Genomic DNA, 13,242 nt, shown 5'->3' on the forward strand with positions numbered 1-13,242 from the left:
GAGGGGGAATACCGTACAGTTCCCTCTCCTGGGGGAGAGGGTTAGGGTGAGGGCGTTTGCCGTAACTGCAAATCTATCGGCGTTTTACTCGGCTCACCGCCAATCTCTCGCGCCAGCTTCGGCACCATATAGCCGGAAACCATCGTCAGCAACTCACGCATAATCTTGCGCGCTTCATCGTCACTGACCATGAAATGCGCCGCGCCCTGCACTTTATCCAGCACATGCAGGTAATACGGCATCACGCTCGCGTCAAACAGCGCATTGCTCAGATCGGCGAGGGTTTGCGCATTGTCATTCACATCGCGCAGCAACACGCTTTGGTTAAGCAGCGTGACGCCCGCCTGGCGTAAATTCGCCATCACCGCTCTGAACTCGTCACCGATTTCTTGTGCGTGGTTAATATGATTAACCAGAATCACCTGCAAGCGAGTGCGGGCAAGGCGTGCGACGAATGTTTCGGTGATACGAGCCGGGATCACAATCGGCAAACGGCTGTGAATGCGCAGGCGCTTAATATGCGGGATCGCTTCCAGTTCGCCGATCAACCAATCCAGTTCATGATCTTTTGCCATCAGCGGATCGCCGCCGGAGAAAATGATCTCGTCCAGTTCCGGATGTTCACTGATGTAGGCAATGGCCGCCTGCCAGTTGCGCTTGTTTCCCTGGTTATCGGAATACGGGAAATGGCGACGGAAACAATAACGGCAGTTCACCGCACAACCACCTTTCACCAGCAACAACGCACGGTTGCGATATTTGTGTAGCAGGCCTGGCACCACGCTGTGCTGCTCTTCGAGCGGGTCGGTACTAAAACCGGGAGCGGCAATAAATTCTTCTTTCGCGGTTAACACCTGGCGTAAGAGTGGGTCATGCGGATTGCCTTTTTCCATGCGAGCGACGAACGCTCGCGGCACGCGTAAGGCAAAAAGTCGACGTGCATCACGTCCCGCCAACAACTCTTCGTCAGCGTTCAGGTCTAAAATATGCAGCAGTTCATCCGGATCGGTTATAACATCGGCAAGTTGCGTCAACCAATCTTCTCTGCGGGGGGGATTTAGGGTTACAATGTGTGCCATTTTTTGGCTAAGCTACCAATTAACAATTTCAGAGGGCCTTATGGCGACTTATTCTAGCAACGATTTCCGTGCCGGTCTTAAAATCATGTTCGAAGGCGAACCTTACGCAGTCGAATCAAGTGAGTTCGTGAAACCAGGTAAAGGCCAGGCCTTTGCTCGCGTTAAAATGCGCCGCCTGCTGACAGGCACCCGCGTAGAAAAAACCTTCAAATCTACCGACTCCGCTGAAGGCGCAGACGTTATCGATATGAACCTGACTTACCTGTACAACGACGGTGAGTTCTACCACTTCATGAATAACGAAACTTTCGAGCAACTGGCCGCTGACGAAAAAGCAGTTGGCGAGAATGCTAAGTGGATGCTGGATCAGGCCGAGTGTATCGTGACCCTGTGGAACGGCCGTCCAATCGCCGTACAGCCACCAAACTTCGTAGAGCTGGAAATCGTTGAAACCGATCCAGGTCTGAAAGGTGATACTGCTGGTACTGGCGGTAAACCTGCAAAACTGTCTACGGGTGCTGTAGTTAAAGTACCTTTGTTCGTACAGACTGGCGAAGTCATCAAAGTTGACACCCGCTCTGGCGAATACGTTTCTCGCGTTAAGTAATACGTGAAGGTTGGCGGTGGAGCTTCCACCGCCGCTTGCTAAGGGCAGGGAAGATGAACCGTTTGATTAAACATTTACTTTTCATCACGTTGTTAACCACGATTTTGTCTGGCTGTAACACCACTCGCGGCTTTGGCGAAGACCTCAAGCATCTGGGCGGTTCAATCGAACGCGCTGCAAACAAGTAATTTCCAACACTCCTAAAAATCCGCTTTTTCCTTCAGTCTGCCAATTTTTGTCTATGCTTTAACTGCTATACACAAACAATATGGTCAAAAAAGGAAACGGTCATGATTAAGAAAACTATTGCAGCGTTCTTTTCTCTCGTAGTGCTTTCGTCGTTACTCACCGCGTGTAATACCACCAAAGGCGTGGGTGAAGATATTCAGGATGGCGGCCAGGCGATTTCCGGTGCCGCAACTAAAGCGCAGAATTAATGTTTTAGCGGACGGTACGGTATCAACACCGTACCGTTGTTTATTTCGTGGTTATTGATGTTGTTCGATAAATAATGAAAAGCGATTGCTAATGCCGAGCTTCATACGGATATTCCGCTTATAGGTATATACCGTTTTCGTGCTAATCCCCATCATGTTGGCAATAAAGTCATTATTGGCTTTGTCGGTCCATAATTTTAATATACGTTCTTCACGCAGCGTGAGTAATGGCGATGTGAGCTGCCAGCCGGGATTAAAAGGAGGGCGGGCGCTGAGCTGTTTATAAATTGCGGCATAAAGCTCATCTAGCGGTACTGTTTTGCTATACAAGGCGCGCGAGCCTTGTGACAGGCAATACTCTTCAATCATTTCATGCCGCATGCTGTTCAGGAGCATCAGACGAATAGATGTGCCACAGGCGGAGTAAATTGACGAAAGCTGTTGGATATTATGTAGCGAACTGGCAAAGCTGGTAAAGTCTGCAATAACAAGATTGGGCCGCCACTGAATTATTTTCTCACGGGCTAATAATAAATTATCCGTTTCAGAAATAGAAAATACATTATTTTGATTAAGCCAATTCTTGAATCCCTGCCGGGTATAATGGCAGCGGTCAATTAACAATATCTTATGCATACTTACCGTTCACGAGACTCACTGATACAGCCTTTTTTGAATTTTGATGAGTACTCATAATATGGAAGAATACTGAAAACGAATTGTGGATATACGCGTCGTTTTACAGCTAATTCCTGGCTTAACAATCCTGCTCCCAATTGTTAAAATAGCGCCTTCAGCCGCCTTATGGGACGACCCATAAGCGTTTCTTATACCGGGGACGGCCCCATACAAAGGAGTTGTATATGGCCTGGTTTATTCTTGTAATCGCCGGTCTGCTGGAAGTTGTTTGGGCTGTCGGCCTGAAATATACCCACGGTTTTACCCGCCTATGGCCGAGCGTTATCACCGTCGTGGCGATGGTGGTCAGCGTTGCGCTGCTGTCGTGGTCGATGAAAACGCTGCCAACGGGTACGGCTTATGCCGTCTGGACCGGGATTGGTGCCGTTGGCGCCGCAACCACCGGCATTATACTGTTAGGCGAATCAGCAAGCCTGGCCCGCATCGCGAGCCTGGCATTGATCGTCATCGGTATTATCGGCCTCAAACTCAGCACCCACTAACGGGCGGGCTGCTTAACCCACAGGAGCTTCTCAACCGGGAAGCCCTGTCGTTTGGCGGTTTCAAGCATCTGCTGTTTCACCTCATCGCTGATGGTTGGCGTGCGTGACAAAATCCACAGATAATCTTTATCCGGCCCGCAAACCAGTGCGTGACGATAATCTTTATCAATCGCTATGACGTTATAGCCGCCATAAAACGGCCCAAAGAATGACACTTTCAGGGCGGCCCGGCTTGGGTCGCCAGTGAAATACGCCTTGCCGACACTCTGCTGCCACATTTGCCTGTCAGGATTAAAACCTCGGTTGATTACCCGAATACCGCCGTCATCCATGGTGCTGTAAGTCGCCGTGACTTGTTCCAGCCCTTTTTCAAAACTGTGGTCCAGGCGTGCAATTTCATACCATTTTCCCAGGTACCGTTTCGCTTCAAAATTATTAACTACCGTGGTGCCAGGTGGAGGAGTGGGTGAACTGCAGGCCACAAGGAAAAACGCAACTGCAAGGGCAGGGATAATCGGCCAGATGCGCATAGCAAATTCCTTCTCGGTTTTTTGCTAAGTGTAGATTGCGGCTGGAAAAACGGTGGGTCAGGAAAGAAATAAAACGGCGGGTCAGCGATAACGCCACCCGCCGTAATACGGGCTACTGCAACGCGTGCAAAATCGTATAGGCCGCTTTTACGCGCTCGGGGTTGGGGTAGCTTTTATTCGCCAGCATCACGATGCCGAGCTGCTGCTCAGGAATAAACGCCACGTAGTTGCCAAACCCGCCCGTTGATCCCGTTTTATGCACCCACGACGCTTTGACTGGCGCAACAGGTGGATTAATCGCTGTAACCGGCGTCAGGGCAAGCGCGACTTTATTATCGCTACCGTCAATCACCGTCTCGGCTTTCAACGGCCAGTTCAACATCTCCCAGCCTAAGCCCTGATACATGCTGCCAGCGCGCCAGTAGCGCGACTGCGCAAGCTCGATTCCTTCACGCAATGTCTTATCGGCCACACGTTCTGGGGACATGTTGAATTGCACCCAGCTCGCCATATCTTTGATGCTTGATTTCACCCCGTAGGATTCAGCATCCAACATGCCTGGCGACACGCGCACCGGTTTTCCGTTGCGATAACCATGGGCATACTGTTTTTCTTCGGAGGCAGGCACTTTTATCCAGGTGTGAGTCAGTTTCAGTGGCTGGAATACACGCTGCGTCATCGCCTCTTCAAACGTCTTTCCAGAAGGTTTCACCATCAGCGCACCGAACAGGCCGATGCTGGCGTTAGAGTACAGGCGCTTTTCCCCTGGTGCTGATTGCGGCTGCCAGCTCTGGTAGAAATTAAGTAGTGAGGCTTGATCGGTGACTTCGTCCGGGACTTGCAGCGGCAAACCACCCGCTGTGTAGGTCGCCAGACTTAACAGGCTGATCCCTTTCCACTGGCTGCCTGTCAGTTCCGGCCAGTATTTCGTCGCCGGGTCGCTTAAGTTAATTTCACCGCGCGCAATCGCATCGCCACCCAGCACGCCGGTAAAGGTCTTACTGACTGAACCGAGTTCAAATAACGTCTCTTTTGTGACCGCCTGATTTTGTTCGATATCGGCCTTGCCGTAGGTGAAATAGTACGGCTTGCCCTGATAAATCACCGCCACGGCCATGCCGGGGATATCCTGGGCTTTCAGCAGTGGGGCGATAGTGTCAGCGACGGTTTTACCGATTTGTTGTTCGGTAAGGGGTTTAGGGGCGGCAAATACGGTGAATGTCGCGCTCAGTACCAGCGCTGCGCAAAGTGTTCTTTTTATCATTGGGAGTCCTCCATGAAAGTGACACTTTAGTCGTGAGCGCTAAAAATAAAAAGGCCTGCACATGGAATGGCAGGCCTCGTTCAAGCAATCAGCGTTATTACAAAGTGATGACGCCAATAAATGTCACAACAGTCAGAATCGCGGCCAGACCGTAAAACACCCATTTGCCAGACGGCACATGAATCTTCAGGTCATGCATGGCATGGTGGATACGGTGTAACCCGCACCAGAGTGGCAGCACAATCATCAGGAAGATGAACAGGCGGCCAATCAGGCTCTGCGAGAACGCCAGCACACGGTCATAGCCTAACGCATCGCCCGGGAACAGACCCAGCGGCAGCATAATGCCAACCAGCAGCACGATGACTGGCGCGATGATGGCGCCCCACATGCCGCCTGCGCCAAACAGACCCCAGAATACCGGCTCGTCGGAGCGTTTTGGATTTGGATTAATCATGACGTCCCCCTTACCAGAACAGTGCAATAAACAGAATGACGACCGTGGCGACAATCGTCACCGCCCACAAGCCTTTAATCACCGGCTCAGGCCCCATTTTTTCATCTTTGATGATGATGTTGGCGGCCTTCGGTGCCAGTTCAAACCAGGTTTTGGTATGCAGTAAAGCGGCTGCCAGCGTGATTAAATTCAGGATAATCACGATTGGGTTTTGCAGAAATGAAACAAATCCCGCCCAGCTTTCTGGCCCACTTTTCAGTGAGAACAGGCCGCAGATCAGCAAAATGCTGAACCAAACCGTTGGCACTGAAGTCCCTTCGCGAATCATATAAAAACGGTAGAAGCCCAGCTTTTGCCACCAGGTCGGCGTCATCGTCCGTACATAAGGCTTACGTTTCGTAGTCATTTTGCACTCCTTAGCGTGGTTTCAGGGTGGCAATCAAAAAGTCTTTCGAGCTTTCGACTTTACCCTGCTGGATGGCTGCGGCTGGATCGACGTGTTTCGGGCACACTTCGGAGCAGAAGCCCACGAAAGTACAGCTCCAGACGCCATTCTTGCCGTTTAACTGCGCCATACGCTCTTTCTTGCCGTGGTCGCGGTTATCCAGGTTGTAACGGTGTGCCAGCGTAATTGCCGCCGGGCCAATAAACTCAGGATTCAAACCAAACTGCGGGCAGGCGGAGTAGCACAGGCCACAGTTGATGCAGCCTGAGAACTGATGGTATTTCGCCATCTGTGCCGGAGTCTGGTTGTTCGGCCCCTGATCTGGCGTGCGCGGGTTGCCAATGATGTACGGCTTAATCGCTTCCAGGCTTTCGATAAAGTGAGTCATATCGACGACTAAATCGCGCTCGATAGGGAAGTTCGCCAGCGCTTCAACCTTCATGCCTTGCGTGTATTCGCGCAGGAAGGTTTTACAGGCCAGTTTTGGCACGCGGTTGACCATCATGCCGCAAGAGCCGCAGATAGCCATACGGCACGACCAGCGGTAAGTCAGGTCGGGTGCCAGATTGTCTTTGATGTAACCCAGCGCATCCAGCAGCGAGGTTTGTTCATCGTAAGGCACTTCGTAGATTGCGCTGTGCGGCTCGTTATCCGTTTCCGGATTGTAGCGCACGATTTCAATCTTCAGGGTTTTCATCACTTCAGCCATTCGACGTCTCCTTCTTCTTGTCGGCCGCTTCTGATTCCGCACCGTAGACGCGTTTAGCCGGTGGCAAAGTCGTGATTTTCACATCGCTGTATTCCAGACGCGTGGTTCCATTTTCGTCGCGGAAAGCGAGGGTATGTTTCAGGAAGTTCACGTCATCACGCTCGGTGCAGCCTTCGTCCAGACGCTGGTGCGCGCCGCGTGATTCTTTACGTGCCATCGCTGAGTGCGCCATACATTCGGCAACGTTCAGGCCGTGGCCCAACTCGATGGTGTACAGCAAATCGGTATTGAACACGCTGGATGTGTCAGTAATGCGAACGCGTTTAAAGCGCTCTTGCAGCTCAGCCAGCTTATCAATGGTTTTCTGCATCAGTTCAGGGGTGCGATAAATCCCGCAACCTTCTTCCATCGACAGACCCATTTCGTCGCGGATCTTCGACCAGTTTTCCGAACCTTCCTGATTCACCAGTTTCTTGAGGCGGGTTTCGACGTCAGCGGCTTGCGCATTCAGTGCCGCGTCGTTGGCTGGCTGTGCTTCGTTTGCACGACGCATAGCACCTTCACCGGCCAGGCGGCCAAACACCACCAGCTCTGCCAGTGAGTTGGAACCTAAACGGTTGGCACCGTGCAGGCCAACGGAAGAACATTCGCCGACGGCGAACAAGCCTTTAATGCGGGATTCGCACTGGCTGTCGGTTTCGATACCGCCCATGGTGTAGTGCGCGGTAGGGCGAACCGGAATCGGCTCTTTCACCGGATCAACGCCGACATAGGCTTTCGACAGCTCGCAGATAAACGGCAGGCGCTCGAGGAGTTTCTTCTCGCCCAAATGACGCAGGTCGAGATAAACCACATCGCCACGTGGAGTTGGAACGGTGCGGCCTGCGCGCCATTCGTGCCAGAAGGCCTGAGAAACTTTGTCGCGCGGACCGAGTTCCATATATTTGTTGCGCGGCTCGCCCAGCGGAGTTTCTGGCCCCATGCCGTAATCTTGCAGATAACGATAGCCGTCTTTGTTGACCAGAATACCGCCTTCACCACGGCAGCCTTCCGTCATCAGAATGCCGGAACCCGGCAGGCCGGTTGGGTGATACTGCACAAATTCCATGTCGCGTAGCGGTACGCCGTGGCTTAACGCCATGCCCATACCATCGCCGGTTACGATGCCGCCGTTGGTGTTGTAGCGATAAACGCGACCCGCACCACCGGTTGCCATCACAACGGCATTCGCGCGGATTTGCACCAGCGTGCCTTCCATCATGTTCATGGCGACTACGCCACGCGCAGCGCCGTCATCAACCAGAATGTCGAGCACGAAATGCTCGTCAAAACGCTGGATTTGCGGGAACTGTAAGGAGGTCTGGAACAGGGTATGCAGCATATGGAAGCCGGTTTTATCCGCGGCAAACCAGGTGCGCTCAATCTTCATACCACCGAAGCGGCGCACGTTGACGGAACCGTCAGGACGACGACTCCATGGGCAACCCCATTGCTCAAGCTGTGTCATTTCTGTTGGGCAGTTATGGACGAAGTAGTCGACCACATCCTGCTCGCACAGCCAGTCGCCACCGGAAACGGTGTCGTTAAAATGATATTCGAAGCTGTCGTGATCCTGCGTAACGGCAGCAGAACCCCCTTCGGCGGCCACGGTGTGGCTACGCATCGGGTAGACTTTGGAGATCAGAGCGATTTTAGCTTGTGGATTGGCTTGCGCTGCCGCAATGGCTGCTCGTAAGCCCGCTCCGCCAGCGCCAATTATGGCGAGATCGGCTTGAAAGGTTTGCACGACATTCCTCCAGATTTTAGTTATTTCGCATAGCTAATTTAACCAAAGGTAGTTCACCGATACGGCGACAGCTATTGCGAAAGGGTTTTCCCTGCTCCTTTGTAGGTAGCGGATTATAGCCGCAGGCTTTTTAAGGAAATTTGACGCGTTCGATTTTTTTGCTGTTCAGTTCAGCAATTAATTAATTCTGGTGATGATTTGTGTCACGAAATTGGGATTCGTCACGCTTTGATGGCCTGACAGAAGGTGAAAATTTACTGCGCAAAATTTGTCTCGCTTATGCGTTGCGGGTAGACTTCTCGGCCTTGTATGAATACGGAGACTCCACCATGAGCGAAACGGCCACCTGGCAGCCGAGCGCATCCATCCCCAACCTGTTGAAACGCGCCGCGATCATGACGGTTATTCGGCGCTTTTTTGCCGACCGCGGTGTACTGGAGGTGGAAACCCCCTGCATGAGCCAGGCGACGGTAACGGACATTAATCTGTTCCCGTTTGAGACCCGTTTTGTTGGCCCAGGCCACGCTCAGGGCGTCAATTTGTACCTGATGACCAGCCCGGAATACCACATGAAACGCCTGCTGGCGGCGGGCATCGGCCCGGTATTCCAGCTGTGCCGCAGCTTCCGTAATGAAGAAATGGGGCGCCACCATAATCCAGAATTCACCATGCTGGAGTGGTATCGCCCTTGCTACGATATGTATCGTCTGATGAATGAAGTTGATGATTTGCTGCAACAGGTTCTGGAAACCGATGCCGCAGAAACGCTCTCTTATCAGCAAGCTTTCCAACGCCACCTGGAAATTGACCCGCTTTCTGCGGACAAAAACCAGTTGCGTGAAGTGGCGAAAAAACTCGATTTAAGCAACATTGCCGATCAAGAAGAAGACCGCGATACCTTGCTGCAACTGCTTTTCAGCATGGGTGTCGAGCCGCATATCGGTAAAGAAAAACCGACGTTTGTGTACCACTTCCCGGCAAGCCAGGCGGCCCTGGCGCAAATCAGTACCGAAGACCATCGTGTCGCCGAGCGCTTCGAGGTGTATTTCCGAGGTATTGAGCTGGCGAATGGTTTCCACGAACTGACTGATGCGCGTGAACAGCAGCAGCGTTTCGAACAGGAGAACCGCAAACGTGCCGCTCGCGGTTTGCCGCAGCAGCCGATTGACGTGAATTTGCTGGAAGCATTGAAAGCCGGTTTACCGGATTGTTCCGGCGTGGCGTTAGGTGTGGATCGTTTGATTATGTTGGCATTGAAGGCCGAGAGCCTGGCCGATGTGTTGGCGTTCCCGGTGGATAGGGCTTAAATCCCCTCACCCTCACCCTTGCCCTCTCCCTGAGGGAGAGGGTATTGTCCGGTTTTCTCCTTCTCCTGGGGGAGAAGGCCGGGATGAGGGGAGTTGGCTTACAAACTCCCCGGCGTCCGTCCTGCTTTCCCCGAAGAAGTCACCGTCTTAGCACTACGTTGCCCGCCCAGACTATCCAGACGCATCTGGAATGGTGGGAATGGCAGTTCGATATCGTGTTCGCGGAAGCCTTGCAGAATCAACTGGTGAATCTCGTGACGCAGCGGCATACGATGGTTCATCTCAGCGGCATAAATTCGCAACTCAAAGATTTGAATACCCGCCTGTAAATCGACCAGGAAGGCTTCTGGTGCCGGGTTATCAATCACCAGAGAGCAGCGCTCTGCCGCCTGCAACAATACCTTTGTCACCTCTTCGCTATTAGCATCTGACGGCGCTGGCACGGTGAGCACCACACGTGTGACCGAATCCGACAGCGACCAGTTGATAAACTGCTCGGTGATAAACGCTTTGTTCGGCACGATGATCTCTTTACGGTCCCAGTCGCTGATGGTGGTGGCGCGGGTATTGATTTTGGTGACGCTGCCGGTCAAATCGCGGATGGTCACGGTGTCGCCAATACGAATCGGCTTCTCGAACAGAATGATCAGGCCAGAGATAAAGTTGGCGAAAATCTCCTGCAAACCAAAACCTAACCCCACACCAAGTGCGGCGACCAGCCACTGCAACTTCGACCACTCAATGCCAATCATCGAGAAGCCAACCAGCGTGCCCACCAGTAGCAGCAGATATTTGGTGACGGTAGTGATGGCGTAACCAGTGCCAGGTGCTAAATCCAGATGCTGTAGCAGCGCGAGTTCCAGCAGCGCAGGGAGATTACGCACCAGCTGCATGGTGATAATCAGCACCAGAATTGCTATCAAAACTGCGCCGAGCGTAATCGGCTCCAAGCTTTCCACACCTTGCACCGTGGAAGTCACATCCCACAACGTGATGTTCTCCAGGAAGCCAAAGGCGGAATGGATTTCTGACCACAGCACAATCACCGACAGCAGTGCGATCAGCATCAAAATGGAACGCACCAGGCGCAGAGACTGTACGCTGATAGTATCCAGATCGATTTCTGGCTCTTCGATCGTTTCAGCTGAACCTTCGGTGCTATGGCTGTGAGCCGCTTCTTCTTCGCCGCGAGCGCGCTGGGCGAGGATTTCCGCGCGGCGATGTTTAGCGCGGTCAAACGCCAGGCGACGACGCTGAATCAGCATCCAGCGGCGGAAGATATGATAAACCACCAGTAACAAGAACCAGATGGCGACCGAGGTTTCAAGCCTTGCCAGCAGTGCTTGCGCGGTTGCCAGATAACCGACTACGGCAGCTAAAATCGCCAGTAGCGGAGCGGCCAGCAGCAGGTTCCACAAAATCGTGTTGGCGATGTTTTCACTGTTGCCTTGTTTATCCAGATACAGCGGAATACCGGCGCGTTTCAGGCTTAACGTCACCAGAGCCATCGCACCGCAAATCAAAATAAAGCACAGCCGCCCAAGTGAGCCGGAGAACTCCCGGTCACTAAGATTATCGAACATAATCAAAGCCATAATCAGCGGCACGATTAGCCCGATGCTCATCAGATAATAACGCATGGCGCGAGCAACACGTTGCGGCGGCCAGCCGAAATGCACGATGAACAAACCGTTTGAACGGGCGAACGTCGCGCAAATCATGACTGCCCAAAGCAGTGGAACCGTGGCTGTTACGCCATCACCAATCGCCACCGCGAGCGGATATGGCCAGGCGGCTTGCAGCCCGAAACCGAGCGTTGCCCACAACACCGGCAAAGGCAATGCCACCAGAATCGACCAGAACACAGTGCGCAGCGTTAAGCTGAAATGATCCTGCGTCACTTTCCCCACTTTGGCGCTGGAACGTTCCAGGAAAGCGGTAAAGTGGCGGCGTGAACTGATACTGAAACCCACCAAAATTAACGCAGCAAACAGCGGCAACAGCGTCTCTTTGCTGGTCAGCATCATGACGGTGGCGCTGCCAAGCTGACTAAAGGTGTCCATCGACACCAGGCGGCGTAAATCCTGCACGATTTCAACCGGCCAGGCGAAGCCAATCGGGCTGACGTCGGATGTCCAGAACAGGTAGCGGTGCGTGGCTTCGTTCACCTCTTTGAGCGCGTCTTCCAGTTGGCTGTTTGCTACTTTCAGTTTGGTTAGCTCAAGAATCAGGTTGTCGCCGCCTTGCAGCAGGGAATTGAGCAATTCGCGCTGGGTGCGGAGTTGCGCCTCCAGAATACGGTTTTGCTCAGCGGTGAGCGGCTGACCATCGAGTTGACGAATCTGGCGCAGTTGCTGTTGTTTACTGAGTAGATCTTCGTAATGCAGGCGCTGAACACGCAACTGGCCGAGTTCGGTATCAAGCTGTTGCGGCTTGGGCATTTCAGGCAAACGTGAAACCTGGGCGCGCAAGGCTTCGCCGAGCACGTTGGACACGCCAAGCCATTGTGACTGTTCGCGCAGCGTGTTGAGCGCCTGACGCACTTGTAAGGTCTGGCTGCTCGCCTGACGTTGCTGTGAGGCGACTAAATCCATGCGCTGAGCCTGCTGGTTCAACGCCTGAGAAAGCTGACGGTTGTTTTTAAACTGGTCAACGATATCTGGCGGCAGGTTAGCGCTGCTTTCAGCCAGCAGTTCAGTGCTTTCCAGCGCTTTTTCTGCTTCGCGCTGGCGCTGGTTGTTCAACTGGTTACGCAGTGCTTGCAGATAGGCATCCAGTTGCGCGCTCTGTTTTTGAGCCAGTTCTGCGCGCAGACGCGAAAGCTCCTGGCGGTTGCTGGCGGATAGCTGCGCCAGTTCTAATTCGTCGACCAGGGCTTTCAGGCGTGAAGATTCGGCCTGCAAAGAGAGATTTTGTGCTTGTGATAACGGCGTGCTGGTGGCCGGTTGGGTGCCCATCCGCCGTTCGACTTCGTTCAACTGGCGGCGAGCGTCGGTCTGTTGCTGCGGCAACTGGCTGAGGGAATCGGTGATTTCTCGGGTGCGTTCTTGTTCCTGTTGCGCCAGGCGGCTTTTATCCAGTAACTGGCTGCTAACTTGCAGGATTTCCTGATTTAACGCATCGGTCGACATGCCATCCGGCACTTTCTGCGGCTCGTCGCGCAGAGTGCTTATCTGGCGGCGTAATGTTTCAGAAAGCTTGGGGAAGTTATCAATAACTTGTTGGTATTGCGTGGCTCGTTCGAGCGAAACTTTGCGCTCATCCAGCGCGTTGAGCGCGGCCTGAAGGGCTTCCACCGTTTCCGCACTGCCTGGTTTATCTTTTGCGGATTTAGCTTGTTCCAGTTCCTGGGAGATTTGTTTAGCGTCTGGAGCCGTGGCGGCGTACAGCGGTAGGCTTAGGCACCAGGCCATCAGAAAAGTGAGTATCAGGCGCACGTA

The 13,242-nt window shown here is 53.0% G+C and carries 14 protein-coding genes; 5 read left to right on the plus strand and 9 right to left on the minus strand.

The features are described from left to right. Window positions 1–41: 41 nt before the first annotated feature. Complete coding sequence (gene epmB / locus D6029_RS21045; RefSeq protein WP_120066637.1) at window positions 42–1,079, minus strand: EF-P beta-lysylation protein EpmB; 1,038 nt, start codon at window positions 1,077–1,079, stop codon at window positions 42–44. Between the two features lie 40 nt (window positions 1,080–1,119). On the opposite strand from epmB, the gene efp reads away from it, so the two are divergent. From efp to ecnB, 3 genes are all read left to right on the plus strand, one after another. Continuing rightward, window positions 1,120–1,686, plus strand: a complete 567-nt coding sequence (efp, locus tag D6029_RS21050) for an elongation factor P (protein WP_120066638.1) — start codon at window positions 1,120–1,122, stop codon at window positions 1,684–1,686. Window positions 1,687–1,739: 53 nt separating this feature from the next. Further along, on the plus strand, window positions 1,740–1,874 hold the full coding sequence (locus D6029_RS21055; protein WP_120066639.1) for an entericidin A/B family lipoprotein: 135 nt from the start codon (window positions 1,740–1,742) through the stop codon (window positions 1,872–1,874). Between the two features lie 102 nt (window positions 1,875–1,976). Next, window positions 1,977–2,123, plus strand: a complete 147-nt coding sequence (gene ecnB / locus D6029_RS21060) for a lipoprotein toxin entericidin B (protein WP_120066640.1) — start codon at window positions 1,977–1,979, stop codon at window positions 2,121–2,123. A 51-nt stretch (window positions 2,124–2,174) separates the two neighbouring features. Here ecnB and D6029_RS21065 read toward each other — a convergent pair whose 3' ends face one another. Then, on the minus strand, window positions 2,175–2,759 hold the full coding sequence (locus D6029_RS21065) for a response regulator transcription factor (protein ID WP_120066641.1): 585 nt from the start codon (window positions 2,757–2,759) through the stop codon (window positions 2,175–2,177). 227 nt (window positions 2,760–2,986) lie between these two features. Between D6029_RS21065 and sugE the strand changes: the two genes are divergently transcribed. Continuing rightward, window positions 2,987–3,304 carry a quaternary ammonium compound efflux SMR transporter SugE gene (gene sugE, locus D6029_RS21070; RefSeq protein ID WP_120066642.1) on the plus strand — a complete coding sequence of 106 codons (318 nt, stop codon included), beginning with the start codon at window positions 2,987–2,989 and terminating at the stop codon, window positions 3,302–3,304. Here sugE and D6029_RS21075 read toward each other — a convergent pair. The 6 genes from D6029_RS21075 to frdA all read right to left on the minus strand — a co-directional run bounded on the left by D6029_RS21075 (window position 3,301) and on the right by frdA (window position 8,495). Continuing rightward, complete coding sequence (locus tag D6029_RS21075; RefSeq protein WP_120066643.1) at window positions 3,301–3,834, minus strand: lipocalin family protein; 534 nt, start codon at window positions 3,832–3,834, stop codon at window positions 3,301–3,303. The two genes, sugE and D6029_RS21075, sit on opposite strands and share 4 nt — an antisense overlap. 112 nt (window positions 3,835–3,946) lie before the next feature. After that, the gene (gene ampC / locus D6029_RS21080; protein ID WP_120066644.1) at window positions 3,947–5,098 is read right to left on the minus strand and encodes a CMY2/MIR/ACT/EC family class C beta-lactamase; all 1,152 of its coding nucleotides are present in this window, start codon (window positions 5,096–5,098) and stop codon (window positions 3,947–3,949) included. Window positions 5,099–5,195: 97 nt separating this feature from the next. Beyond that, on the minus strand, window positions 5,196–5,555 hold the full coding sequence (frdD, locus tag D6029_RS21085) for a fumarate reductase subunit FrdD (protein WP_034461132.1): 360 nt from the start codon (window positions 5,553–5,555) through the stop codon (window positions 5,196–5,198). Between the two features lie 10 nt (window positions 5,556–5,565). Continuing rightward, window positions 5,566–5,961 (minus strand): fumarate reductase subunit FrdC, encoded by a 396-nt coding sequence (gene frdC, locus D6029_RS21090; RefSeq protein WP_120066645.1) that lies wholly within the window; start codon window positions 5,959–5,961, stop codon window positions 5,566–5,568. A 10-nt stretch (window positions 5,962–5,971) separates the two neighbouring features. Then, complete coding sequence (locus D6029_RS21095) at window positions 5,972–6,709, minus strand: succinate dehydrogenase/fumarate reductase iron-sulfur subunit (RefSeq protein WP_120066646.1); 738 nt, start codon at window positions 6,707–6,709, stop codon at window positions 5,972–5,974. Next, window positions 6,702–8,495 (minus strand): fumarate reductase (quinol) flavoprotein subunit, encoded by a 1,794-nt coding sequence (gene frdA, locus D6029_RS21100; protein WP_120066647.1) that lies wholly within the window; start codon window positions 8,493–8,495, stop codon window positions 6,702–6,704. The genes D6029_RS21095 and frdA overlap by 8 nt, the downstream gene beginning before the upstream one ends. A 329-nt stretch (window positions 8,496–8,824) precedes the next feature. Here frdA and epmA point away from each other — a divergent pair, with 329 nt between their 5' ends. Continuing rightward, the gene (epmA, locus tag D6029_RS21105; protein ID WP_120066648.1) at window positions 8,825–9,802 is read left to right on the plus strand and encodes an elongation factor P--(R)-beta-lysine ligase; all 978 of its coding nucleotides are present in this window, start codon (window positions 8,825–8,827) and stop codon (window positions 9,800–9,802) included. A 98-nt stretch (window positions 9,803–9,900) separates the two neighbouring features. Here epmA and mscM read toward each other — a convergent pair whose 3' ends face one another. Then, window positions 9,901–13,239 (minus strand): miniconductance mechanosensitive channel MscM, encoded by a 3,339-nt coding sequence (gene mscM / locus D6029_RS21110; protein WP_120066649.1) that lies wholly within the window; start codon window positions 13,237–13,239, stop codon window positions 9,901–9,903. Window positions 13,240–13,242 lie beyond the last annotated feature (3 nt).

Source organism: Buttiauxella izardii, from assembly GCF_003601925.1.
GTDB classification, from domain to species: domain Bacteria; phylum Pseudomonadota; class Gammaproteobacteria; order Enterobacterales; family Enterobacteriaceae; genus Buttiauxella; species Buttiauxella izardii.

What these genes read in the sequence shown, in the direction of transcription:
- D6029_RS21055 (WP_120066639.1), top strand. Translation starts at nt 1,740, where the DNA reads ATGAACCGTTTGATTAAACATTTACTTTTCATCACGTTGTTAACCACG.
- epmB (WP_120066637.1), bottom strand. Translation starts at nt 1,079, where the DNA reads ATGGCACACATTGTAACCCTAAATCCCCCCCGCAGAGAAGATTGGTTG.
- D6029_RS21095 (WP_120066646.1), bottom strand. Translation starts at nt 6,709, where the DNA reads ATGGCTGAAGTGATGAAAACCCTGAAGATTGAAATCGTGCGCTACAAT.
- frdC (WP_120066645.1), bottom strand. Translation starts at nt 5,961, where the DNA reads ATGACTACGAAACGTAAGCCTTATGTACGGACGATGACGCCGACCTGG.
- frdD (WP_034461132.1), bottom strand. Translation starts at nt 5,555, where the DNA reads ATGATTAATCCAAATCCAAAACGCTCCGACGAGCCGGTATTCTGGGGT.
- efp (WP_120066638.1), top strand. Translation starts at nt 1,120, where the DNA reads ATGGCGACTTATTCTAGCAACGATTTCCGTGCCGGTCTTAAAATCATG.
- ampC (WP_120066644.1), bottom strand. Translation starts at nt 5,098, where the DNA reads ATGATAAAAAGAACACTTTGCGCAGCGCTGGTACTGAGCGCGACATTC.
- D6029_RS21065 (WP_120066641.1), bottom strand. Translation starts at nt 2,759, where the DNA reads ATGCATAAGATATTGTTAATTGACCGCTGCCATTATACCCGGCAGGGA.
- D6029_RS21075 (WP_120066643.1), bottom strand. Translation starts at nt 3,834, where the DNA reads ATGCGCATCTGGCCGATTATCCCTGCCCTTGCAGTTGCGTTTTTCCTT.
- sugE (WP_120066642.1), top strand. Translation starts at nt 2,987, where the DNA reads ATGGCCTGGTTTATTCTTGTAATCGCCGGTCTGCTGGAAGTTGTTTGG.
- ecnB (WP_120066640.1), top strand. Translation starts at nt 1,977, where the DNA reads ATGATTAAGAAAACTATTGCAGCGTTCTTTTCTCTCGTAGTGCTTTCG.
- epmA (WP_120066648.1), top strand. Translation starts at nt 8,825, where the DNA reads ATGAGCGAAACGGCCACCTGGCAGCCGAGCGCATCCATCCCCAACCTG.